Annotated in this window: 18 protein-coding genes; 1 reads left to right on the top strand and 17 read right to left on the bottom strand. The window is 39.7% G+C overall.

Annotated features, from left to right (window positions below; translation table 11 throughout):
• Positions 1-12: 12 nt before the first annotated feature.
• The 9 genes from PCH02S_RS19615 to PCH02S_RS19570 all read right to left on the bottom strand — a co-directional run bounded on the left by PCH02S_RS19615 (position 13) and on the right by PCH02S_RS19570 (position 9,651).
• Complete coding sequence (locus PCH02S_RS19615) at positions 13-1,014, bottom strand: glycosyltransferase family 4 protein (RefSeq protein ID WP_127455635.1); 1,002 nt, start codon at positions 1,012-1,014, stop codon at positions 13-15.
• 210 nt (positions 1,015-1,224) lie between these two features.
• Positions 1,225-2,859 carry a GTP-binding protein gene (locus tag PCH02S_RS19610; RefSeq protein WP_127455634.1) on the bottom strand — a complete coding sequence of 545 codons (1,635 nt, stop codon included), beginning with the start codon at positions 2,857-2,859 and terminating at the stop codon, positions 1,225-1,227.
• 1 nt (position 2,860) lies between these two features.
• On the bottom strand, positions 2,861-3,784 hold the full coding sequence (cysD, locus tag PCH02S_RS19605; protein ID WP_127455633.1) for a sulfate adenylyltransferase subunit CysD: 924 nt from the start codon (positions 3,782-3,784) through the stop codon (positions 2,861-2,863).
• 209 nt (positions 3,785-3,993) lie between these two features.
• Entirely contained in the window at positions 3,994-4,584 is a 591-nt protein-coding gene (locus tag PCH02S_RS19600) for a hypothetical protein (RefSeq protein WP_127455632.1), read from the bottom strand.
• Between the two features lie 81 nt (positions 4,585-4,665).
• Complete coding sequence (locus tag PCH02S_RS19595; protein WP_127455631.1) at positions 4,666-5,493, bottom strand: protein-glutamine gamma-glutamyltransferase; 828 nt, start codon at positions 5,491-5,493, stop codon at positions 4,666-4,668.
• Between the two features lie 297 nt (positions 5,494-5,790).
• Positions 5,791-6,168 (bottom strand): CPBP family intramembrane glutamic endopeptidase, encoded by a 378-nt coding sequence (locus PCH02S_RS37000; protein ID WP_407670102.1) that lies wholly within the window; start codon positions 6,166-6,168, stop codon positions 5,791-5,793.
• A 238-nt stretch (positions 6,169-6,406) separates the two neighbouring features.
• Positions 6,407-7,327 (bottom strand): hypothetical protein, encoded by a 921-nt coding sequence (locus PCH02S_RS19585; RefSeq protein ID WP_127455629.1) that lies wholly within the window; start codon positions 7,325-7,327, stop codon positions 6,407-6,409.
• Positions 7,328-7,620: 293 nt separating this feature from the next.
• Complete coding sequence (locus PCH02S_RS19580) at positions 7,621-8,742, bottom strand: MORN repeat-containing protein (protein WP_127455628.1); 1,122 nt, start codon at positions 8,740-8,742, stop codon at positions 7,621-7,623.
• Between the two features lie 636 nt (positions 8,743-9,378).
• A complete protein-coding gene (locus PCH02S_RS19570; protein WP_127455627.1) occupies positions 9,379-9,651 on the bottom strand; it encodes a hypothetical protein in 273 nt (90 codons plus the stop codon).
• Between the two features lie 112 nt (positions 9,652-9,763).
• Here PCH02S_RS19570 and PCH02S_RS19565 point away from each other — a divergent pair, with 112 nt between their 5' ends.
• Positions 9,764-9,985 (top strand): helix-turn-helix domain-containing protein, encoded by a 222-nt coding sequence (locus PCH02S_RS19565; RefSeq protein WP_127455626.1) that lies wholly within the window; start codon positions 9,764-9,766, stop codon positions 9,983-9,985.
• Between the two features lie 48 nt (positions 9,986-10,033).
• On the opposite strand, the gene PCH02S_RS19560 is transcribed toward PCH02S_RS19565, so the two are convergent.
• From PCH02S_RS19560 to PCH02S_RS19520, 8 genes are all read right to left on the bottom strand, one after another.
• Positions 10,034-11,014, bottom strand: a complete 981-nt coding sequence (locus PCH02S_RS19560) for a restriction endonuclease (protein WP_246069167.1) — start codon at positions 11,012-11,014, stop codon at positions 10,034-10,036.
• Between the two features lie 19 nt (positions 11,015-11,033).
• Positions 11,034-13,439 (bottom strand): restriction endonuclease-like protein, encoded by a 2,406-nt coding sequence (locus PCH02S_RS19555; RefSeq protein ID WP_127455625.1) that lies wholly within the window; start codon positions 13,437-13,439, stop codon positions 11,034-11,036.
• Positions 13,411-16,158, bottom strand: a complete 2,748-nt coding sequence (locus PCH02S_RS19550) for an MrcB family domain-containing protein (RefSeq protein WP_127455624.1) — start codon at positions 16,156-16,158, stop codon at positions 13,411-13,413. Before PCH02S_RS19550 ends, PCH02S_RS19555 begins: the two co-directional genes overlap by 29 nt.
• Before the next feature lie 688 nt (positions 16,159-16,846).
• Positions 16,847-20,587: a YecA family protein gene (locus PCH02S_RS36220; protein ID WP_218033165.1), complete on the bottom strand. Its 3,741-nt coding sequence runs from the start codon at positions 20,585-20,587 to the stop codon at positions 16,847-16,849.
• 48 nt (positions 20,588-20,635) lie between these two features.
• On the bottom strand, positions 20,636-20,902 hold the full coding sequence (locus tag PCH02S_RS19540) for a hypothetical protein (protein WP_127455623.1): 267 nt from the start codon (positions 20,900-20,902) through the stop codon (positions 20,636-20,638).
• A gap of 1,020 nt (positions 20,903-21,922) precedes the next feature.
• Positions 21,923-22,801: an ADP-ribosylglycohydrolase family protein gene (locus tag PCH02S_RS19535; protein WP_127455622.1), complete on the bottom strand. Its 879-nt coding sequence runs from the start codon at positions 22,799-22,801 to the stop codon at positions 21,923-21,925.
• Complete coding sequence (locus tag PCH02S_RS19530; protein WP_127455621.1) at positions 22,788-23,666, bottom strand: TIGR02452 family protein; 879 nt, start codon at positions 23,664-23,666, stop codon at positions 22,788-22,790. Before PCH02S_RS19530 ends, PCH02S_RS19535 begins: the two co-directional genes overlap by 14 nt.
• Before the next feature lie 328 nt (positions 23,667-23,994).
• Positions 23,995-24,480: an NADAR family protein gene (locus tag PCH02S_RS19520; RefSeq protein ID WP_127455620.1), complete on the bottom strand. Its 486-nt coding sequence runs from the start codon at positions 24,478-24,480 to the stop codon at positions 23,995-23,997.
• Between the last annotated feature and the right edge of the window lie 4 nt (positions 24,481-24,484).

Raw genomic sequence — 24,484 nt, 5'->3', positions numbered from 1 at the left:
TGACTCCTCAAGTTAAGCTTTGTTTATTTTTACTTGGCTTAATCTATGTGCAGCAAAGCATACAAACGCTAGAATGAGCGCCACAAAACTGTATGTAAAGTTATGAAAAAATAAAATCAGGAAGCCAATAGCGCCAAAGGCGATAGAGCAAACATAAGTCAGAACCACCGTTCTCTTGACCGAAAATCCCATCCTAATAAGCCTCAAGGCAAAATGATCCGGACTTCCTAACAGCGGAGACTTCCCGGCTTTTATCCGAAGTATCGATACAAAAAACAATTCAAAAATCGGTATCCCCAAAATTAATATCGGTACGATGAAATGATGATTAAGCTGCTGATCTTTGGCCCAATTTGCTACCGTACAAGCAAGTAAGAAACCCAGCAGTAAACTTCCGGTATCACCCAAGTAGATTTTGGCGGGTTTAAAATTGAAAATAAGAAATCCCAGACAAGATCCTGATACAACTATCATTAAGGTGCTGTGGAATGGATCTCCCGATAATAAAAGTAACAACGCAAGAAACAAAGAACATATAGCAGCAATTCCCGCGGCGAGACCGTCCATGATATCGATTAAATTGAAAGCATTAGAAAGGCCTGCAACCCATATCAATGTCAGTGCCATATTTAAGTACCAATGATCAAACAGTGAAAAGCTAATTCCATGAAACCAAACGATATAAGCCGCGAACAATTGTAAGACTAACTTAATCTTGGGAGTCATTCCCTTCATGTCATCGATTAGCCCGATTAATAAAATGATTAATGTTCCTAACAATAATCCGCGTTGCTGATCGTTTAACATTAGGATTGAATCTCCTTCGAAGATAGCCATAGAGATGACTATTGCAGCGAAAATTGCCACTCCACCTAAATAGGGAATGGGTTCTCTGTGCTTTTTCAAATCGGTATTAGGGGAATCAAGAATATTTAGTTTCTTTGCAATAACTCTCGCAATTGGCGTCAATATCACGCATATTAGAACTGCTAGAAAAAAGATGATTAGTTGCATAGCATTCTCTCCGCTAAATCAGTGTTAATATCGTAGTTGTTCTCAATAAAGAACATTTTGTCTTGTTTATACTACCATATCTTTACAGAGAAATAAATCCTTATCAGATAAATGTGAAAAGAGTATGCACGCGAAAAATAAAATATCCCTACATCATCACAATGCACGATGATGTAGGGATTCAATTCACCTTTTTTATTCCACGTTTCACTAAGAATTAATTAAAAACCGCACAACCCGCTTCACAACACTCGCAGCCTCTTCAACCGAATCCTTGCTTGAATCAACTTCCATCAGCTCTTGCCCAATGATGTCTCGCACGGTTGCCTGGTCATTGTCATTCTCGTTCACGACCAAAGCGATAAGCCCGGCATCGTTCATCAATTTGGCAACTTCCGCGATTCGTAGCGACGATTCTCCGCGGCTATTCTCGAGTAACATCGTATGGTAGCCTGTCGATACCAAACGTTTCTCGACTTCCTTCGCCAGAGCTAAGTTATCCGAAACCGAACCGCTGAACCAGAGGGTCAAAGGCTTCTGTCCTTTTTGCTCAGCACGAACGTTTCTGGTGACTTCCGCATCTAAGCTTACAACGCTGTCGGAGCTTTGCAGGGCCTCTTCGATGACTCCGCAAGCGGATGTCATGTTGGTTACACGATCGATCAGAATAAATCCGCCAATGCTTTTATAATGTTCAAAAGAATCAAAAACAATGTCATCCGATAAGGAAAATTCACATTTTGCCACTTCATTTTTGACAATTTGATCAGCTGGAACCGTGTTTCCTGTGTTGATATCGATTTTATGCTTAATCGCCGTCACGGTACCTGGCAGGATTTTCGTGCCTACTTTGACCAAATAATTTTTACCCGGAGTCAGTACGGAGTCATCCATCCATAGAATCGTCGCGCTAAAACGATCAGCCTCTTTGATTTCACTGTCTTTCGTGAATACGCAGCCGCGAGAAACGTCGACTTCACGATCCAACTGGATCGTTACAGGTTGTCCAACATAGGCGGAATCCCTATCTTTGTCTGTCACTAAGATACGTTTGACTTTCGCCTTCTCATGACTCGGCAGAATCGTCAACTCATCATCAACCGCGATACTGCCAGCCTCAATCTGGCCTTGGAAACCGCGGAACGTATGGTCCGGTCGGCATACACGCTGGATCGGCATCATGAATTGTTTCGTGTCATTCGTTTCAAGAACGTCCACATTTTCTAAGTAAGATAATAAAGGAAGGCCCTCATACCAAGGGGTATGTTGTGATTTCTTCGTAATGTTATCCCCTTCTGTTGCCGAAACAGGGATCACTTCTATGCTTTGGAACTGAAATTCACCAGCTGTTTGGAAAAACTCATCTTTAATCTGCTCAAAAATCTTTTGTTCAAAATGAACTAAATCCATTTTATTCACAGCTAAAACAAGATGCTTAATGCCCATAAGTGCGCAAATACGAGTATGGCGTTTGGTTTGAGTGATGATCCCTTTGGTTGCATCCACAAGAATGACGGCAAGATCCGCAAAGGACGCCCCTACGGCCATGTTACGCGTATATTCCTCGTGCCCCGGTGTGTCCGCTACAATGAAGGATCGGTGATCCGTGGTAAAATATCGGTAGGCTACGTCAATCGTTATCCCTTGTTCACGCTCAGCCAATAATCCGTCAAGAAGCAAGGAGTAGTCAATTTTGCCGCCGCGGCTGCCAAGTCTGCTGTCGAGTTCTAGCGCTTTCTCCTGATCGGCGAACAAAAGCTTCGCCTCATAAAGCATATGCCCAATTAGAGTGGATTTCCCGTCGTCCACACTTCCGCATGTAATAAATTTAAGCAGACTTTTCATATTAGAAATAACCCTCCCGTTTGCGTCTTTCCATACTTCCCGCCGCTTCCTGGTCAATAACCCGGGTTGTCCGTTCGGATGAAACCGCACCAAGCGTTTCTTCAATAATCGTATCCAATGTATCCGCCTCAGACTCGGCCCCACCAGTAAGAGGATAGCAGCCCAATGTGCGGAATCGCATCTTCTTCATTTCAATTTTCTCGTGCGGCTCCAGCTTCATGCGATCATCATCGACCATAATGAGATGCCCGTCGCGTTCGATAACAGGTCTTTCTTGGGCAAAATAGAGCGGCACAATATCAATATTTTCTCTGCGAATGTATTGCCAAATATCTTTTTCCGTCCAGTTGGATATTGGGAATACGCGGATGCTTTCGCCTTTATTAATTCTTGTGTTAAAAAGTTTCCACATCTCCGGGCGTTGGTTCTTCGGATCCCAGGCATGGTTCTTATTGCGGAAGGAGAAAATCCGCTCTTTCGCACGCGACTTCTCCTCGTCACGTCTACCGCCGCCGAACGCAGCCGTAAATCCGTACTTGTCCAATCCCTGCTTCAGGGCTTGGGTTTTCATGATGTCCGTATACGCGGAACCGTGATCAAAAGGGTTAATCCCTTGTTCAATCCCCTCTTGATTGGAATGAACGATCATCTTGATTCCGAACTCTTTCGCTTTGCGATCGCGGAACTCGATCATCTCTTTGAACTTCCACGTTGTATCAATGTGCATGAAAGGAAACGGCGGCTTTTCAGGATAAAAAGCTTTGAGCGCCAAATGCAGCATCACGGAACTATCCTTCCCGATCGAATACAGCATCACGGGATTTTCACATTCCGCGGCTACTTCTCGGATAATATAAATCGCTTCAGCTTCGAGTTGATCCAGATGCGTCATTTCTTGTATAGAATCAAGCATCAGTTTTTGCATGGAAAGGTGCCTCCTTTTAATTCTTACTAAATCCATCGGTATTTTATTATATACTATCAGATTCTAGCTTTTATGCAAAGTGGAAGAAAGTGAAAGTCTCAATAATTATATCAATTTTCTCGAATATTGTCGTAACAAATCATCAGCGAACAGGAATAAACCCCGGATGCATGAAGCCTCCAGGGTCTATTTTGAATTCGGCGACCGTATTAATTATTTTGTGTAGACGTATAATGTTGTTGATTTTGCCAAGTTTGGTGATGTTGCCCTGTGTTGTGATGCTGGCCCGTGTGATGTTGCTGTCCTTGATGTCCGGTATGTTGATGGTGCTGAACATGGTGTTGAAGGTGGTGCATGGGATGATGATGCATATAAGCATGGTAGGGATGTGCAACATAGGCAACGTAGTGATGCTGCGGATGGTAAGCCATATGATGCATAGGATGATAAACATGATGTGGATGATAAGCATAATGATGCTGCGGATGGTAACCGTGATGAGGCTGGGCATGGTGAACTTGAGCTTGTGCTTGTGCGTGATGGGCTTGCGTTGGAGCATGGCCTACTGGCGCTACGATAGGTTGTTGGTAGATCGGGAGGTTATCTCCGGACCATTGCGGAGCTGGTTGCACGGGTTGAACTGGTTGAATCGGTTGAACTGGCTGAGCTTGTTGAATGGGTTGAAGCGGCTGAGCTGGTGTAACGGGTTGAATCGGTTGAGCTTTTGGGAGTTTCTCTGTTCTTGTTCCAGCTTGATAAATAGGGAGGCTATCCTCCGCCCGCAGACTGTCTTTTGGCATTTTCTTTCCCCTTCCTGAAGTAGGCATACGTCATCCTATGCATCGTTTCGCCATTAGGATATATGTCTATAGAAAATGGGCTCATTTACCAAGAGTCGTGAAAAACCCAGCCTTACGGACATGAATCCAGTCTCCGATTTTCGTAATAAGGGGCTTCTCCCGCAAAGGATGTTGAAATTCTGAGAAGTAGGAGAAATCCGGATGAACATAACGATCCGTCAGAAATGCTGATTTTGTACTGCCAGGCATTCTGTATTTATTTAGGACATTAATGACTTCTTCCCCAGATGCAATTCCGAGTCCGTGGCCATGTCCATAATATAGCTCGTTCTCCAGCAGCACGACATTCTCCCCCTTCCACCAGGGAAGCAGCTCTTCAACGTCGGGATTTTCAAAATAAAGCACATCCCCCACCACCGCCTCCTCCTTATCGAATCTGTCGATGAGGTTCAATTTGCCATTGGAATGCCAATCAAATAATAAAAGACCCGCGAATAAACGGTCGAATTGACCAGGGTCTATGGAGTGTAATAGGGCATGATACATAACAACGATGACAGCCATCGAACACTCGAACCCGTAGGAACCGCCATTTTCAAAAATATCCCTTATCGCGTCTCGCGGCTTAACTCCATGATTTAACTGGAACCTGCCCTCGTTCGTTAAATGCCAATAGATCGGGTTGCACAGCGTTTTCTGGAATCCGGCAAAATAAACACCGGCTCCACTCAGCTCCTTCGCCGACTCCATAATCTGCGTTCGCATGTGCAGCTCAAAAAGCAAATCATGAATAGAGTCATACCGATACTCATAAGGACTGGCCTGCTTCTTTTGGAAAATGGCTAGTTCCAGCTCAGACAGCGTACCTTCCCCAAAGGTTATATAGTTGATGCCTTCGATTACGATCATGGACTTCTCCTCATAATGAAGTAAGTGTGATTCACCTATTTTTATATGTGGAGATTCCGGGTTATGTGAATTATGTATAGCATACATAACATACGTAGAAATAAAGGATAAGGAGCAACCCAACGCATACTAAAGTATTTTCAAAACGCCGAGTCATGCTCTTAAATTTATAGCGGATCAATAGCCTAATAATAAAGTTGAATATTATCATAACAAGGATTAGAGGGAACCATACATTAATTAATTCCATTTGATCCTCCTTCGACTTGCCGAGCTGACCCTCAAAGTACACTTCCATCACGTTCCATGCAATTGAAACATTGCATAGATATCCAAAAATCCATGAACCAGAATGATAGGAATAATGCGCCTCTTTTTAGCGAAATAAATGGAGAAAATAAAAAATAGTAATCCGTTTAATATCGCGGGTACTGCACCTTGGTACAAATGATAAGAAGTTTGGATCAGCGTACTTGCAAGCACAGCAATCTCTTCCTTTTTAAAAAAGTGAAGAAACTCGGTTATTCCATATGCTCTAACAATTAACTCTTCAAAGAAAGGATTCACAATAATGAAAAGAAAATAAAATAGTGTGATGTTGCTTTTTAAGAATCCAATGTTCTCGGGCTCAGACCTTAAGTGTGGAACGAATAGAACCAATACAATTTCGAGCACATAAAAGCAGAGATATAGTAATATCGCGTGACCAATGTCGGTAAATTTGAAGGTCCAGCCGAGTTCTTTAAAGCTTCTCCCCTGGCGAGCGAAATCAGGGCAAATGCCTGATTTCACTCGGCGCTTATTAGAATTCAAGTGTTCAACGGCAAACAATTTTTACTTTTAAAATATGGCTCTCACTATCTTATAGTCTAACTCAAAGACGCCTTCATACTATATCCCGTTGTGTTAGTACTCATAAAGTAAGATCTCGTTGATCTAATTGTGTTCGTATCTGTTTTTCAGGTACCACCTTCCACTTATAATTAAACCAAAAACCTTTGAAGGTTTCAAAAGCACTATGGTGATTTGTACAGTATGAAAAAATGCTGTATTTAATTTTTCTATCAACGGTTCTACACTTTTTACACATATATTCTGCTGTTACAGGAACATAGTCATATTCTCTGAATTGACGTTTTAATTTCCCTGTTCTAACTATCAATTGTTCTGAGACGATTGAAACTATAAAACTTACCCCAATTATTGTTGTTATTAATGCAATTGTGAAAAGAACCACCAAAATGACTATTGCCACATCTTGTAGAGTCTTGTTTCTGAAAACCCACCAGAAAATAACGAATAGGTACACTAGCAAAGTAAGTCCAATGCAAAGTTTTATCACTGAAAACCCAATTTTATCTGGAAGAGAAACAGTTATTCTCTTTTTATAGGAATGGAAGTTTTTATCATGGACGTTCTGCAATTCACTGAATTCCTTTCTCGTAATTTCAATTATCTTTCTCCTTAGTTCGGGATACTCGACTGAAGATTTAGTTTTGGGATAGTATTTTATGACTTTTTGTTGATCCTTTTCTATTTTTATTAGTTCTTTAATATCATCTAAAAGGTTACTAGATAGAAGATGTCCGTACTTATTAACTAATCCTTCTATTTGATCATTAATAAGGTATTCCTGTTCTGATGATATGTTAAATGCCATATGAAGAGGTGAATAGATTTTCTCAAGTTTATCAATTAATGTCTTTTCAAAATTTGTTTTTTTATCATACGCATTTTTGGAAATTGATAAAAATGATTGAATTAATAGACCTACTGCTGCTACAAATCCCGTTATTATAGCAGCAACAATTGGTGGATCTAGTGTAATGTCCATATATTACTCCCTTTTAATTGGTCAAAACTTTCATATGTGATACCAACAACATATTCCATCTATACCATTACTTACTAACGAGGCCACCGATTCTACATGCACCATATACGAGTCGAAAAGCGAATTTTACAGAGACGTTACAGTCCGCTGAAGCCTTGATTTTACTGTTTTTTTGACATTCGCATTGAGTTCGATTAGGCTCATTTTGTTAGTTTAAGTGAGGTTTTTTCACCAATTTCACATCCAAATGATAGTTCATTTTGTTGAAAACTGGTATAAGACCAAAAATTCGCTTACTTCAATATATCACCCTTTGTCGGAATACGGACTCCCTGAGGCACATTAAAGGAAGATACACCGGGGGACTGCTGCACGCCAGGATTCCGTATCGTGATGCTGATCTTCAGGTTGGTACTTCCCAAGTGGTTTGTTCCGTTGCCCGTTGGAATATTGTCTACAACTTCTCCTTCATACACAAGCTTGCCATTATCGTACATCTTGCCGGTTCCGTTGGCATTTCCATTCACGAAATCGCCGTCGTATGCAATCGCTCCATTCATATAAAATTTGCCTTTACCCTGATAAATACCATCCTGATGCTCTCCATCATAATAAATCGTTCCGTATTCGTAGAACTTGCCTTTCCCTGACATGGCTCCAGTTGTGAACTGGCCTACATACTTATCCCGCTCATCGTCGGAAATAAATGTACCCGTTCCGTTGTATTGACCGTTCTTGAACGTTCCCGTATATCTTGTTTTTCCATTCGAATGATATTCAGTTCCCGTTCCTTCAGGAATGACCGAATCTGAGGTAACCTGCCCAGCGTATTGCAGATAACCTTCGGGCGAATAAATTTTGGCATCCCCCAATTTATTATTCTCCGGACGTGTCATTTCCGAATACACGCTGCCATCCTCATTGTAGCCTATGTCCTGAATGACTCCATTCACCTTTTTTCCTTCTGAGCGCAGCTTCCCGTCTTCGAAAAATGTTTTACCAACCAAAGTTATTTTTCCGTTTACGAATTCACCTTCGTAACGCTTTTGTTCGTTCGGGTAGTACGCTGCCCCTTGTCCATGCGCTACACCATTTACTACCTCACCTATGTATTTGTATGTTTTATCGGACATTTTGACCGTCGTTTCCTTTACTGCGGCGCCAGGCTTATCCGCTTTGGCAGGCACTGACGATGCAGTCGCTGGCATGCTGGCAGTTGCCGCGCCATTCTCTCCATCCTTGGAGGCGATACCCGTTACCGGTTCATTGGCGTTCTGACCAGGAGGTATGGAGGAAGGTGGTCCAGATCCTACGTAGACTGGCTGGGCCGTGATTTTCTCATACAGGTTGTAGGCCAATGTTCCACTAATAGCAAGAAGAGAACCTAACAACAAAATAGCGAGCACATTCTTCATGTTGTCACCTCAAAGATTATTTAGTTTTGGATATCATCCGCATGACGCAAATACATATATTTCCTACATAGACATCTGTTTTCTACGTTAACATACTAGAGTTGATATTGAAAGTATTGCAAAAGAACAAAAAAAACCTCTCAACTTGAGAGGTTTTGAAGACCCTGTTAATCCATTAACACTTTAAGCTTATTATCCAGAATTCCCTTCTCAAGCCTTAAATGAAGCAATTCCGTATCCAACCTGACCTATGGTATGAACCGCAGTAACAATATCCTCTGCCGTAATTATATGAATAGAATCTGCCTTCTCGGAGATGTAAGTTAGTATAACGTCTACGAATTCTTTACACACGTTGATTCTTTGAATAAGTACTTGTTCTTCTTTAATGGCTTCATTGTATTTGGTAAGGATGAAATATCATAGGACTAATGGGTGCGGTTAATTTATTCTGAAGCATGTAGCAAGTGTGAAGTCTAGCACAGGACTTAGGTTTCATTGGAAGGTCCTACTTGATCCCACTTTTCTCTTTTACCTTCTTTTTCTAATAAATTTTCCCATTGGTTTTCTTGATGTTTAAAAATCGGGAATAATGGGCGGCATGATGTAACTAAGTCAAACATGATTAGATAGAACCTAATCATGTTGCACCCCTAGGCCTTTTAGCCTGAGCTTGTTCTCTAGCATCCTCTTCTCCAACCTTAGATGGAGCAGCTCTGTTTCAAGATCCTGGCCGATGGTATGCACTGCTGTGACAATTTCCTCTGCTGTGAGGATATGAATAGAATCTGCTTTATGGGAGATATACTCTAGTATGATGTCGATGAATTCTTTGCAGAGGCTGATTCTTTGAGTTAGAGTGTCTTCTTCTTGTAGGGCTTGTTCATATTTGGTTTGGACTTCTTGCATGGCTGCCACCTCACATTATTACGCATATGCGTACCAGTTATAAAAACATTATATGGTACGTTATTGCGTATAGTCAACAACTAAACATGATTGCTCGAAAGGTGATCTAACCATGGCAAAAAAGGTAATCGTTAAAATATCTGAACTTACTAAAAAATACAAAATTTCCATGCGTGAGTTGTCTAGGCTTTCAGATGTGCGACATGCAGCCCTAAGTGAGTTAGCGAATGGGAAACGGGAGAATATTAACTTCAGTCATATTGTGAGGATCGCTGAGGCTCTAGAGATTCAGGATATTCGGGATATTATTGATATGGTCGAGGTCGATGAATAAGAAATAATAAATAGAACCCTAGAAGCGTTAAGCTCCTAGGGTTCTATTTTATTGGGATTTCGTATGCCTGCATTTAGGAAATGTAGAACAACCAAAAAACTGCTTACCCTCTCTGCCCTTTCTCAGAACCATAGGGGCACCACAAGAGCAAATTGTTTCTTTCGAAGAAGAAACTTGCGCTTGAGATCTTTGTATTTCAACTTGTGCGGTCTGTTTTACTGGTTGTGCTTTCAGCTTTTTATTGGTTGGTTGCCATTTTCCCCATGCTTTTAGCTTCTGTTCCAATAAAGCTCCATGCCAGTAATCAACCTTGAATTGCTCAGCCTCTTTTTTAGCTGGTTCCGTTAAATCCGATGTAGTGACCAGCAGGGAAAGGATGCAGTCATGATTTCTCTTTGCCCCAACCAGCTCCCGTACGATCTGAACACCTACATTGTTGTGGTTAGCATAGCATTTTGCTTGTACTGCAGTTTTCTCTCCACGCTGGTCAATAATTACAAGATCTACCCCACCATCTTTACCTCCCACACCTACTTCATGAACCTTATAACCTTGATCACGGAAGTACAATGCAAGCAACCGTTCGAATTCTGCACCAGACAAGCGATCAAATGAGCTATTTAAGATTTCATCATCTGATCTATTTTGTAACACTCGCGGCTTTTGAGATTTACTGGAGCTACCATATTTATTCGCAGATTTCTTTACCTTACTTTTTTTCTTACTCGAAATTAAAACTCCACAGGTAATTATCATGACAATAAAGACAATGAATCCTATAACGATGCCTGACATCGACCAATTTTTAGTCATATTTTGTATTTCAGTATAGTAATTCACGCATTTAAATAAGATGAAAACAGCACCTACAAACCATAAAATTGATGCAAGTTTCACTGGTACCCACCTGACAAATATTCGAGAATAAATAATTACTCCTATTAATGAAAATACTGCAATAAATGCTGCGATAAATATCAAGGGATAAAGCAAACTTTGATTCATCAATTGGCCTAGTTCACTATTCATTCTTGTAGTTTCCTCCATCTTACTCCAGCCCAATCCCCAAAACCGCACTCCCCAAATCCAAATGCTCCCGATCCAGCGTAACGCGAACCTTCCCTGAACGCCGCTTCTCTCTCCACTCGCTCAATTCTTCTTCCGTTTCCAAACGCAACTCCGAAACCTCATTAGCCCTACTAAGCATATAATCCGTCGTATACAAAATCCGATAAATTCCATGCCCCGCGGGAATAATCGCCTTCTTCTTTCTCACCCATTCTTCTACTTCAAACTTAACATAAAGCTCATCCGTTGCTCCCCTGCTAGAAGGAATCTCTGTTATCGCAGATCGTGGAACAACCTTCCAATCTCTCACTCTTCCATACCAAGAAATCCCGGCTTCCTCCGCACCAAACAAACGGATCGACTGATATAAAGCAACGAATTCCAATCTCGTCAGCACCTTATGATCGGTTATATTACGAAGTGGTGTATGGTAAAAACCATGCTCCAAAGCAGCGTCCAACTGAGACTGTTTACTTAAGGCACCAACCAGCACATTTTTCCCAGACAACTTGTTCCCGTAGTACTCCTTCGTCCCCCGCGGACGCGTTGTCCGTTCGTAAGCCTTCTCCGGGCTATCCATAATGATCTCGTCCAAAAACTTCTCCATCAAGCTAGTCGAATTTGGCAAAAACGGAAAAGCTCCAATATTAATGAGCTCCACACTTTTATAAAACTTATGCTGCTCGAAACGATTCTCATCATGATAGGGAAATAGCACATAAGCTCCAAACATGCTCCGCTCGTACTCTTTGCCCTGTCCCTCTGAATACACAATAGCATCCCGATAGCGATGCATCGTGTTAATATCATCTTCTTCCGGGCCTGGCATCTGATACTTCTGAAAATATGGCGTCCCCTCGTAGGCCGGATTAATCCGATATTTCGCATCAAAAATATACTTATACTCAGCCGCGGCATCGTTCTTCTTTAAAGTCAGGACATTATCCGGCCGCTGCGCCAGTGTCTGGCTCCGATCGCCCTTCGGCAGCGCATTATAAAACAGTGTGAAAATCTCCCCATTCACCGGGTTTTTATACACCATTTTCGCCTGCTGCGACTTGTCCAAGGTTACGAACAGACCACTCCGGTTGATACGGATGATATCCTGCTTGAGTAGCTCATACTTTTTACTTAAAAGATGATGAATCTTCAAGAAACACCAATACTCATAGAGTTGGGCCAAATCTTTCATTGATAGACGAAATAGATCATTCTGGATCGATAAACCTTTTAACAGCATTAAATAATATCGATACACCTCTCGGTAACCCGATGCCATTTGTAAAACCAACGAAATCGAAAACTGCCGCATCTCACCAACTTGTAAAAAATCATGCTGCAACGACCTCTGTACTTGGCTTTGCATCCGATTGAGCTTATTCATAAGCTCTGGGTCTTTGGTACGTCCTTTCTCTGTTAGACGGATTTTGATATCCTTCAGCTTCTGGTTAACACGAGCAAGGACCCATTTTACAAAACGATTCTCAGCCGTATCATAATCAACATGGCGCCTACTCTCCAACAAATGCGTTGGTGTGAACCACTGGCCTCCCACCTCAATAACCCCATTCGCCGAATCCTTCGCCATAAGATGTGGTCGCTTGCCTAGAAACGCGATGTTTTCTTTTCCGGCTCTTTTTACACGTGCAGCGTCGACAAGTCGGTTCTCTCTCTGAAGCTTGGAATGAGGTGATAGCTTAATTCGCTCAACAGCCTGAACAAGCAGCGTAAAAATATGCTGAAGAATTGTAAAGTACTCTGTTAAACTCTGATGATTCGTCTCTTTCAACCCGGTCATGTTATAAGTTTTGCGTAGAAAGTCAAAAGATAAATTATATATCTGTTCATTAACGTCATTAAGAATCATTTGGTAGTCATTTTTATAATCAATTTTTGCGGGGAAGATCTCCAACTGAAGACGGAAAACGGCCTCCCCATTCAACCGAAGCTCAAGCTCCGAGTGACCTACCTCATTTTGAAAATTAAGAATCCCTGACAAAATCATCTTCCCCAGTGGCTTAACAGCCTGTCTCACATTCATGTTGTCATGATAAAAGGTTAGGGAGATATCTGCCTTCTTTTCGATTACCAGCTCGTAAGCTTGAGTTTCGTAAAAAGTCGGTGCACATGCGTCACCTGAATTCCAATTTCTTAGATCCCCATTTTCATGTGAAAATAGTGAGATCGACTCAATTGAAAGCACTTCTTTCAGCGTAGCAGCATGAAAATGCGCATCCACCCAAGCCTCATTCTCATCTCGATGAAGGTTCAAAGTCTCCACAGTTGGATGAAAAGGTTTGCCCTGAATATAGAGATTAAACAAATTCGTCTCGATCCGCAGCAATTCTCTGCTTTGATTAGGAGAGCCAGTATGAAGTGAAGCCATCTTCTTCTAACCTCCGTAGCATGAAGGCGATTTTCCTTGCACTTTGTGGGTATTTAGATGCTGCCAACGTTTCATATGAAAGATACAGTTTGGAGGCATCCTCCATATACTCCGCTAGGGGCAAACTACGATCCTGTGCAACCTGCATGAGTTGAAGTAATGCTTTTTTCACCGACAAGTTACTCCCTTGAATACGGGGCAAAATCTTCTGTAACAACTGCATATCAAAAGCCGCTTCTTTGCTAAGCAACGCATACCGTTCATTATAGATCATATAGAAGCACACAGCATCCCTAATTCTAAATCCAACATGGGAGTGAATCTGCTCCAAAATACTATTTATTTTCACCAACAACTCCGTTATCTCTTCCGTCAGTAGCTTATAGTCACGATACACATCAATAAGCTGCAAATACTCGCTTCGCAGGACTGAATTAGGAGGAACAGTAGCCACCTCGGTATTACTTGCTTCCTCCACAGATGGATATTGACCAAGCTCGATATAATTGAACTCGATGGTGTTGGCGCGGTCCAATACTTTTTTGCTAAAAGGATGCGTCGTCTCATCCATATTTACCGTTCCGATGATGTACACATTGTCTGGCAAATAGAGGTTGCCGTACAGTTGCTTATCTGACTCATTCTGTAAGGAGTCTCTATGTATGAGCGACGTTGTCACAATCCGTTGGTTATGCCATTCTTGCGTTTCAAGCACACTCAACAAATCGCTGAAATAGTGCTCAACCCTAGCCAAGTTCATTTCATCCAAGCATATAAAATAAGGCTTATCCTGATTGGCTGGCTTCGAGGCCTCAACCAATACTTCCGTTAACTTACCTGGGCGAAAAACACCAGACAAATCTTTATATCCCAAAAGATCCGAAGGGTCACTCCAATCCGGTCTAACGGGGATCAAAGTGAATTGGCCATTACTCGCCGTCGCTCCTACTGCCTCAGCGAACAGCTTGACTAACTTCGTTTTCCCCGTGCCAGATACCCCCGCCAGTATTACGAAAGGCTTTGCTTTTAGGGATAGGAAAAAGTTCTCGATCCAATGGACCGGGTACATGAACCCTTTGCTTGCTATGAAATTTTTGATCGTGGCTACTCGCTCACTTACGGTTAATAAATCCACAAGAGGTCTCTCCTCCCACTCGGTGTACGTGTACTGCTGACCTGATTTTGAAATGAATTTTAGGATCTCTAACCAGTTGAGCATGAAAATAGAGCGTTGCTTCTGGGTAACCTCACCCCAAGTTTCTTGCATACCAAGAGCATCAATGAAGATTGGCACGAATTGATCTAATGTGAAACTGCCTAGTTGTTGACAGATCTCTATAGCCTTATTGATGCTTCTTACAAGTGGCGTTTGGTTTTTAGCGCGATTTAACTGATCTCGGATTAGCTTAACTTGTGGATCACTAAGTTCCCATTTATTATCGTTAAAATGGTCGGCATATTCTTTTCCAAGCTCAGTTAATGAAAAGTTATTCTCATTTATATTTAGTAAACCTAAGTCCTGTAGGGCTCGTCCTAAATGGCGAATTCGCTCTTTTGGATGTTTTACATCATCTCCAGAGAGAAGGATTGAGCCTTGGTTTGAGATTAGTTCATCTAATGTGACCGCTTCTGGTCCGTGATGATATAAGTAATGGATGATACCTTGTCCGGCGTAAAGATGGCTTATCGTGTAGTTGAAGCTTACTAGTCGTTCTGCTTCCTCATTGGAGTTGATGCTCTTATTTACATACTCATTATAGTTGGTAACAGCATTATTAAGATCAGAGATTAGCTGCTCATCCTCCGGCAAATGATCTATATCATATCGATAATACGCGATGGTAGATACTTGATAATCCTGGCCTAGACCACCAGACGTTAAGTAAATAGCATCATCCTTCGCCATTCCCTCGAGTGGGAGTAGATCACGGATTTCTTGGACTTTTTGTTTAAAGTATTGGTAAGCTGCTTGTTTCCCTTTTGTTTCGACAGGAATTGTGACTCCTTGCATGAACGTGAGGTACACAGATTTCATATCTTCCGCGAAAAGATAGACCAGATACTCACCCTGACGTGTTGTCTCAGTGATTCGCTTATCCATGATGGCGATCCACGGAATCGTTGCCCAGTTACCTTGGCCGACTGATCCTTGGATTTTCAGATCAGGGTGCATAAACGGGAGTTTCCTGAGTTCAGTCGGGATTAGTTGACGCACTAAATTACCTAATCTATGTGCGGCAAAGGTTTCCCTTTTCGCGACTAGGTAGGTGGATAAAATGTCGGATAGTGCTTCTTTTAATGATAAAGTGCTCTGGTTCTTCTGATTGTAATAGTTCTCCAGCTCAGTTTGAGCATATTGATAAAGTTCACTTAGTACATCGTCAGACCACGACTCGTATAGCTCTTTCTTAAAACCTATGGAATCGCTCGTTTGCTCCAAAATGGAGGAAAGTGCTGCGATCGGGGTTGAGATGACGGACTGTACGTTAGTAACGGTCATGCTATTCCAGCTTGTTCCGGCTTTTTCTGGTGGTTGATCGACTGGAAGGCAGTTTGACTCTCTCTCCTGTAGGAGTGAGAGGAATCGTTGTTTTATCTGTGATAAGGCTGCCTCTCTTTTACCTGAGGCTTGTATTTCGGTTAATAGTGCTATGATTAGCACCATTTTGTAGGATTTTTGTTTGTTGGTGAAGATATTACTAAGTCCGGTCGGGAGCATCGCACGAGTCACCTTTTCTCTAAATATCTTAAATCGTTGCTATATGCTTTTATGGATAAATCTACACTAGGGATAATTCCAACTCGATCAACTAAATTTCCACCACATTTAGGGCACTCTTTATTTGCTACCTTGTTGGACTTGTCTGCTAATTCATTACGAATTGCTTGAACATGCTCTTTTTAAGCCTTATTATCTTGTAACGTAGCCTTCTGAAATGATTGATATAATTCACTAGAAATGACAAGGTCATTGTATTTTTCAATTGTACTGACTAAGTATTTAGAATAAATAACCTCAGTAGATACTTTGACTTTTAAATCAGCTCTTAGACTAAAACAAACAATTGAAATAACCGATGGAGTCTCCCCTTAAATTAATATAGGTAAATTGTATCATGACTTCTGTTTTATTTGATAGGAATTTGTAATATAGTGGGAAGCAAAAAACAAGTGCACTTTTGGTTGCACTTGTTTTTTGAATGAAATATTTTATTTAATTTCTAGCAAAACAACCAACTCCACATGCATTGTATGGGGATTATACCCTGCTATGGTGCTTCATGTTAAAACCAGCAATACCTTTCTGTTACTGCATTCTTTGAAATGGACTTTAGGCTCCCGCGGCAGCGATGTGAAGCTTTATGCTGAATTTCGCACCCAATTTGTCCCCATAAACCCTTATGATTTCAGTCTTCTAATAACTTGAACTTGCTATTCATACTTTTAAACAATTCTTTAAATTCATATATACTTACGATCGGATATTCAATATCTTTATATCTTGATGTAAATATCTTATTCGTTACCATATAAGGTACAATCTCATAATCATATTTACTCATTATATTCTGAGAAGTTAAAAAATCTCTATAGTGATTATTCATGTATTCAATTCTTTTTTGAAACTTCTCATCGTATTTGTGATTCAAAAAGAAGTTATATTGCTGCATGTGTCCTTCGTAAAAAGACCCCACTTTACTCAGAACTTTACTCTCAATTAACCATACTTCCCTTTTTTCCTCATTAACAGCCAAAACATCATAGTCCCCTAATTCCTTAGGATGATTACCAGACTTGTCTAGAGAATGCAATTTAGCATCAGGCCATATATGAGAGAAACCATTTTCTTTGAAAATCTTAGCAATATCTTTCACCATTAAATCTTCATAACGTTTCTTCCATTGCCCTAATATTTTCACGGTATTTTCCAAGCCTATTTCGTATGGTGGATAGAAGTCTGCGAGACCATTCCTCCATTTATTATGAAGCTCCTTCATGACTACTGGTGAGAATATAATCTGCTCATTTCTTTTAACTAAAGGTTTTACGTCAAACCGATTGTCACGGTTCACTCTTTCATTAATTGGCAAAAAGCTCTGTATCTTTCCTCTCCATAATTTAAAGGTAACACCCTCCGAAGTTAAAAACTTTAATATTTCTAATATTTCATTTTCACTTATTGCCCCTTCTATAACTTCCATAAACCCATTAATAAGATCAGTAATATTTAGAACAAATACATTCGGTAAACATTCACCAAACGCATTTTCCATGAAGGTCAACTGTAAATATTCAATAAGAGACATAAGATTCTTAAAGTCAATATTAGTATCCACTTTAAAATTATCCATTACTTGATTTAAAAAAGCTGTATCCTCTTCGTCTCCTCTGATACTATAATCACTATTTTCGTATATTCTTTTGCCTACTACTCTTTCAAACTCAGAGATTGATTCAACCTCAAGTATATTCACTAGGTATTCAGAGTCCACTTCAATCTTGTGACTTCTTGCACTGTTATAACAAATATCAGCATTGTCCTGTAATACTACTAACCAATTAGAAAAGGCGAGTAAAAAATCAATATCTGAACTACTACAATGGTTTACCGGAATATTAACGTCCCTAAGGATGCTCAAATTTGTTTCTAGTAGATATTGAATAACTCGTAAATGGTGTCTCTCCTCTTCACGCATTTTAATAATTTTTTCTCGAACTTCTTCCCGTACTTCTTTTTCGACATCTTGAAAGCTACCATATCGTTTCTTATGAATATTTATATTATGGATACTATCTGCATATAGGTTTAATAGTTTTTGATGTAAATCATTATTCTCAAATACCTGTACCCTTTCTTCTAAAAAACTAATCAATTCAGCCTGCATTGTTCGAATAATTTTAGTTGCCTCTTTTCCCTCATACATACCTTGATTAATACCTTTTAATAGGCAAATTTCTGCAATAATTTTTCTTGCATCTTGAAAAGCCTTATCAGGTACATTAAACCCAATACTTTTATCCGACCAATAGTAATCTAATTCAACAGATACTACTCCAACTTCTTTAGGCAAATCCATATCATTTTCTAATTGTTTTTTTAACATCGTATATTCTTTTGGTATATAGAATTCTAATGGTCGGAGTAGCTCTAAGAAGTATATTGTTTCAACACTCCTATTCTGTGACGCTTCAATATCTTGATATAATTTATCTGCGTTAACCGAATACCTGATAATTATTTCTTTCTCGGTAAAATATAAATCACTATAAACATAAAGTCGCTCAATGTCGTTTGTAAAACCAGTATAATCCACTCTCTTGGCATACGAAATTGGCATGTCCATTAACTGAAGAAAACGATTATTAAAAAAAGCATTTTCTTGGAACCACTCGGAATATCTTTTGATTTTTCTAAGATTTAAATCATCAATTAAATTTATTAAATCAATTTGTTTATTAGAAAAATCTTGTCCCTTTAAAAATTCTACATTATGGGTAAAAAAAATGAAGCAACCATTAATAAATTTCTTTCCGAAGCCTCCAAAACCTTTGGAGAGTTTATTTACATATTCGTAATAACCCTCTTCAAGCCGTTTAATTTTCCAAACAAAAGGATTGCAGAACATAAAGTCATTCATTCCCCACGGATAATTGCCTAAATTAGTTCTAAAGTGATCCCATACGTATTCATCTGCTGTACCTGGCATTATGCTAATCATTCCATAAGAGATAGCACCTTTAGAAAACATGTGATTCATCTGCTTCCACGATATAAAATGTGTGGCTTCTCCTCCAAACCCAAAGAACTGTTCATATTCTTGTTCTCTATCCTGAGTTAAGTAAAGTCCTAACTCATCAATACCTTCCATAAAGCCAATCATATACATCATATCAATTGCTGAACATGTAAAATATTTTTGGTTTCTCTCACTAAACTGAAAGCAATATCCCGTAACATCAGTAAAACTATTAAATAATATTACTGAGAGCTTGGTATCTTTTGAAATGGTTATTCCTCTATAACCATCACTACTTTTTTCTTTGACCACTTCAACAAAATTCAGTTTATCTTGTTGATGTAAGTCATAAATCCTGTTTAATTCATTATCTAACTCTTGTGTTTCAAATTGATCTGAATTTATAGCAAGAATGGCTATTTTTTTTGCTAATGCTACAAACACATACGGCTTTTTCGATGTGAATTTCCCATTTTTAGTAGTAGAAATAGGGAAAAGTATTTGTGGATGCTCTTTATCTTGTAGTCTACAAATTTCCTCAATATTATATAAAATTGTAAGATTAATATGATCGATAATTTGGGATTGTGTTGCTTGTTTAAGTAAAATACTATAAAAATCAACTATTATGGATGTATTAAAGAGAGGATATAAACTTTCTAACTTAATTACAAAGTGCTTTTTTTCTATTAATGATGTTTCCTTCGTAAAGAAGCTAGCCAAATCGCTTACTGTATTATGCAAATTCAACTCAAAATAATCTTGCACAGATTGGAACAAATTCTCAGATGGTAATAAATATTTTACTTCTACTTGATTATTGGAAACGTTATTGCTTTTAAAATATTCAATCATATTTGATGAATACTCTAACACTTCTTTTAACATATCCTCTTTTTTCAGAATCTTCGCCAATTTAGGCAAAAATTGAATAGCCCCAAAAACTTGTTCATGTCCTGTTCCTAGAATGACACTATAAGCTCTATTATTCCAGTAAAACTTCACTTCTCCGAAATCTTCAATAGTGTAATCATCGTAGCTACTAACAGTAAGAACTTTTGAAACTTCATTAAAAAAATTGGTAAAATCCGCATAATTATCTATGCTTTTATCCCCGAATTTATCATGTTGTATTAAGCATCCATTAAGTGCTAATGCATTCTCAATGGCTGAACGATTATTAAGATTTATATTTATACAAAAAACTGCTTTTACTAAATCCTCGAAAGAATACCTTTCAAAAATAGACTTTAATGCTTTGATTTTCATTTCTAAGAAAGGAAAATTGTCCCCATAATTAGAAGAACTGAAGCTTGTTTTTCCAATATTAGTTTCATTTATTCCTAAACAACATTTTTTATACTTCTTACCACTACCACAGGAACACGGTTTATTTCTTCCGATCTTCACCTTCACACTCTCCATTTAAAAAAGTCTCGAGACTACTTTATTTCCATTTTAATGTGTTGACATCTCTTTGATGTCTACTGCATAACCATATAGATTGTCATAATGAAGTAGATTAATCTTTACATATTCCCTTTTATTTCTTTTAATCCAATAGGTATTATCCCTAAATTCCTCCCGCTTTGATAATTGGATTATTACGTAATCTGAAACTACAGACTTAACAGGATCGACGATTATTTCAGCACCTGGAATTAACGATAAAACCCATACGCTTGTCTCAAAGATAACATCTAATGCTAATTTTTCATTACTCATAGCAACTCTTTAATTCCCATATTTTACTATTATAGATTAAAAAGAAAGTTACTCCAATAGGAATAGGCTGCTCATTTTTTGCTTCTTCAACTTTCTGCTTCGCCCGTTCCAAGAATTTCTCTACAATGCTCCTTCCAAGATGCAGTTCTCGGGCTCGTTTCACTCATTCCGTCAACATGGAAAATCATGAAGCACTGACACTCAGAGCTAACATCTGTTCAAGGCATCCTCTATGCGGAAGCGCTTACGCATTCGTATACAAATATCTGTTAAGTCGTAGGAATCAAGAGCTAACCCTATCCCAACAGTTTTTTAATCTATACATTACTTTGCGTTGCGATAATCACATACAATTGCCCTTATTCATTCACATCAACTGCATACTCGTTACAGTGGCGGTCATATTCAATAACACTTCTATTATTGAGATATCGTTTAGTGACAAGCAGATTTTTTTCATTCCTTCTTACTTGAGGTGTCCAATCGCTACTATTGGTTTATGAATATATTGCAAAATACAATTACAAGCCAACCGACTACTAGACAATACTAATTCTCTGAACATATTTAACCACATTATATTTCCCCAAAATCGGATTAAGAAGTTTTGAATTCGATGATGGCTGGTTTTTTAAAATTTTGTAATGCATTTTCACATTTCAATGATTCGATATAGCATTGAAATAACTCAGCGATATACCCTGAATTTACGTTCATCTTCATCAATGTTCTCCATCTTGTCGATCACATCCAATTAAACTCATTAGTTCTAAAGGATATATCTATTGATTTTGGTGTTATACATGAAGAAATTAATTATATTATTTGATTGATTGTTTCGACCTATTAAAAAGCGGTGAAATGATCATTAATCTTCAAAAGATGGAAATCCACTCCGCTCAATTTAATTCATCAGTTACCAAAGAACCCAGCCCTCATAAAGGCTGGGTTTTGTTGTATAAATACCTACTAAAACTCCATATCCACTTATCACTCTACCTGCAGATCTACCTTAACAACTCAAACCAACCTATCACGCAACCCAAAAATCCGTTCCGACAAAGCATCAAGCCTATCCTTAATAAGAATCACACCCGAATATCGCTCAGGTATCCCCTCATAGCCATAATGGACTCCCGCAAGACCGCCTGCTATAGCCCCTATGGTATCCGAATCTCCCCCCAAGTTAGCTGCCCGCTCAACAACATCCGAGAACGAATCGCTTGTCAGCAATAAGTGGAGAACGTGACGAAACGTATGGACGACAAAACCGCTTGGTTCACAATCAGGAGTTCCATTTAAAATATCCTCGTATTCCGTGTTCGTAATTTCCCTTTGAATGGCCTCTGTAAGCTTTTCACCGTGTAGCAATCTCCAAACGATTCGGTTGTATATCTCGCACGCCTGATTGCAACGTTCATCATAATGAGTCATTTTTGATTGCAAGCGTGATACCTTTTCAATATCCGAAAGATTAGGGTAAATCAAACCAACAGGGAGACAACGCATAAGAGAACCGTTACCTGCACTTCGTCCTAAACCCAAGTGAGCTGAATACGCGGCCTCAAACCAGTTACCTTGATAGTTACTTAGGGATCTTCTAATGATATTTCCGATATCTTTGGGATCCGACCTGTACCACTCGAGAAACTTCTCGCCGATTGCCTGCTTGGGTTCGTGAGGGTCAGTTAGAATTCCTTCCGCCACGCAAAGGGTCATCATGGTATCGTCCGTTACTTCTCCTGGCGTGAGATCCCAAACGCCGCCACCGACGATATCGGTGAGATATCCGTATTTCTTCTGGATTTCCCGGCTGCTCATAAATTCCGTCGTCCCGCCTAATGCATCGCCTACTGCTACTCCGTAGAGACCGCCTTTAATTTTACTATTCAGACTCATAGAATCTCATCTCCCTCTTGAATAGGTTAACAATTCTCTTTTCGTCAGTCTTATCCAGGATGGCAAAAACAATATGATCAAATAATGTCCGATAGCCTTCATCAACCAACACACGCTTAAACATTCTGGCAACATCACTAGGATTATTTCTAAAAACGCCGCATCCATATGCCCCCAGAATGATGGCTTTCTCCCCATGTTTTGCCGCTACGGAAAGAATGTACCGGATTCTCTCTAGCATGACTGGCTCAATCATACTCACTTGCTGCGGTTCCCGCTCACGGACAACCCCAGCATTAACAGCTGGCGCTGTGAGGATGGAAACTGAATATGGATTCTCTAGAAGTGTACAATCATCGCTTCGGAAGACGGGAATTCTAGGGGAATAAATCATATAATCTGAATACAGACAAGTCTTAAGATTCCGGTTATAGGTATACATCTCATCCATTTGTGAAATGCAGGGGTATAGTGCAGAGGAACGAGCCAAACTTTCTTCCTGAGCCTGACTTCCCCCAAGGAACCCCCCGCCCGGATTCTTCGCAGAGGCAAAATTAAGACACAGGGTGTTCTGCAACCCTTCTTTTACCACAAGTCTTCGGGCAGCGGCTAAAGTAGATTCGTCCGTCACTTCAATTTTTGTTTGAATTCCCTGATGATCATTTATCCGGGATACTGCCTCCTGCTTAATTATCTGTAATCCATTTGGTGAATATAGTTTTGAGTCACGTATAGCCGTCTCTACCTCTTGTTGTATTGTAATTCTGTTCCCTTCCGAGTTAAGGTAGTGGCCTTTTTCTAGAATAGCTAACGTTTCTTTAGCTACTTGAGATCTTATTTCTCTATTACTATTTTGTAGATTCATACAACTCACTCCATTATTTGAACTTCCGTTTAATCCAATTTCCTATTCCAATTTATATAGTGTAATGGCTACATCCGTGAAAATATCACTGATCATTCCTAAAACAACATGCCAATCCCCACCGCCGCGGTCGCAGCCAATTTTGTAGGGAAGTGCTACTGAACATTGGTTTTCCTTGGCAAACTCGTACAATTGGGATAGAGCATTTTTTAAAGCGTCATCGTTCGTATATTAAAAACCTCAGGATAGAGTTGCTTCACTTGCTTGGCTACGCCCGAGCCCATTACGGCCTGACAATTGACCTGATGACCAATAATGGATTCGGATGCTATTTATTCATTTTAGAGAGCAGGTCTTCCCTTAAATTCGTAAGCACTTCACCTAGCCAGTTAGTCCCTCTCCATGTTTTCCGGTTTAAGATCCGTGGATCATCTTCTAGCAATCCTACACCCCATATGCGATCCGTCGGACTTGCTTCCACCAGTGTGGTGCCTTTTGTTGCGAGCAGCTTCTCGAGCAGTGATTGGTTCTGAATAAATTTTGCGTAATTCCCCTCGTACACGAATTGTCGACAGGAAGTCTCCCATTTGTCGTGCTGAAAGTTGCGTACCGCTCGTCCAAGCTCTTTCTGCTCACGCGGAGTTTGGGCGGATAAGATTTTTGCCGCGATTTTCTCGTCTTTAAAAAGATTAGCTTTTTGATACATCATGTACTGTTCTGCACAATTAAAGGTAATTCCGTTTATTTGAAATAGAGCAGGATGCCATTGTGAAAACGGCGACTCTATCCGATAGAAAAAAGTGAACTTTTCCATATTA

It is taken from the genome of Paenibacillus chondroitinus NBRC 15376 (assembly GCF_004000765.1).
In the GTDB taxonomy this organism is placed as follows: domain Bacteria; phylum Bacillota; class Bacilli; order Paenibacillales; family NBRC-103111; genus Paenibacillus_E; species Paenibacillus_E chondroitinus.
The sequence above is the reverse complement of the archived record's forward strand: the minus strand, read 5'-3'. Positions and strand labels throughout refer to the sequence as shown.

Excerpts from the sequence above, each read along its gene's own strand:
- PCH02S_RS19560 (WP_246069167.1), bottom strand. The coding sequence starts at position 11,014 with ATGAATAGTGAACTAGGCCAATTGATGAATCAAAGTTTGCTTTATCCC.
- PCH02S_RS19615 (WP_127455635.1), bottom strand. The coding sequence starts at position 1,014 with ATGCAACTAATCATCTTTTTTCTAGCAGTTCTAATATGCGTGATATTG.
- PCH02S_RS19540 (WP_127455623.1), bottom strand. The coding sequence starts at position 20,902 with ATGAGTAATGAAAAATTAGCATTAGATGTTATCTTTGAGACAAGCGTA.
- PCH02S_RS19595 (WP_127455631.1), bottom strand. The coding sequence starts at position 5,493 with ATGATCGTAATCGAAGGCATCAACTATATAACCTTTGGGGAAGGTACG.
- cysD (WP_127455633.1), bottom strand. The coding sequence starts at position 3,784 with ATGCAAAAACTGATGCTTGATTCTATACAAGAAATGACGCATCTGGAT.
- PCH02S_RS19520 (WP_127455620.1), bottom strand. The coding sequence starts at position 24,480 with ATGGAAAAGTTCACTTTTTTCTATCGGATAGAGTCGCCGTTTTCACAA.
- PCH02S_RS19565 (WP_127455626.1), top strand. The coding sequence starts at position 9,764 with ATGGCAAAAAAGGTAATCGTTAAAATATCTGAACTTACTAAAAAATAC.
- PCH02S_RS19580 (WP_127455628.1), bottom strand. The coding sequence starts at position 8,742 with ATGAAGAATGTGCTCGCTATTTTGTTGTTAGGTTCTCTTCTTGCTATT.
- PCH02S_RS19535 (WP_127455622.1), bottom strand. The coding sequence starts at position 22,801 with ATGAGTCTGAATAGTAAAATTAAAGGCGGTCTCTACGGAGTAGCAGTA.
- PCH02S_RS19530 (WP_127455621.1), bottom strand. The coding sequence starts at position 23,666 with ATGAATCTACAAAATAGTAATAGAGAAATAAGATCTCAAGTAGCTAAA.
- PCH02S_RS19610 (WP_127455634.1), bottom strand. The coding sequence starts at position 2,859 with ATGAAAAGTCTGCTTAAATTTATTACATGCGGAAGTGTGGACGACGGG.
- PCH02S_RS19600 (WP_127455632.1), bottom strand. The coding sequence starts at position 4,584 with ATGCCAAAAGACAGTCTGCGGGCGGAGGATAGCCTCCCTATTTATCAA.
- PCH02S_RS19555 (WP_127455625.1), bottom strand. The coding sequence starts at position 13,439 with ATGGCTTCACTTCATACTGGCTCTCCTAATCAAAGCAGAGAATTGCTG.
- PCH02S_RS19570 (WP_127455627.1), bottom strand. The coding sequence starts at position 9,651 with ATGCAAGAAGTCCAAACCAAATATGAACAAGCCCTACAAGAAGAAGAC.
- PCH02S_RS19585 (WP_127455629.1), bottom strand. The coding sequence starts at position 7,327 with ATGGACATTACACTAGATCCACCAATTGTTGCTGCTATAATAACGGGA.
- PCH02S_RS19550 (WP_127455624.1), bottom strand. The coding sequence starts at position 16,158 with ATGCTCCCGACCGGACTTAGTAATATCTTCACCAACAAACAAAAATCC.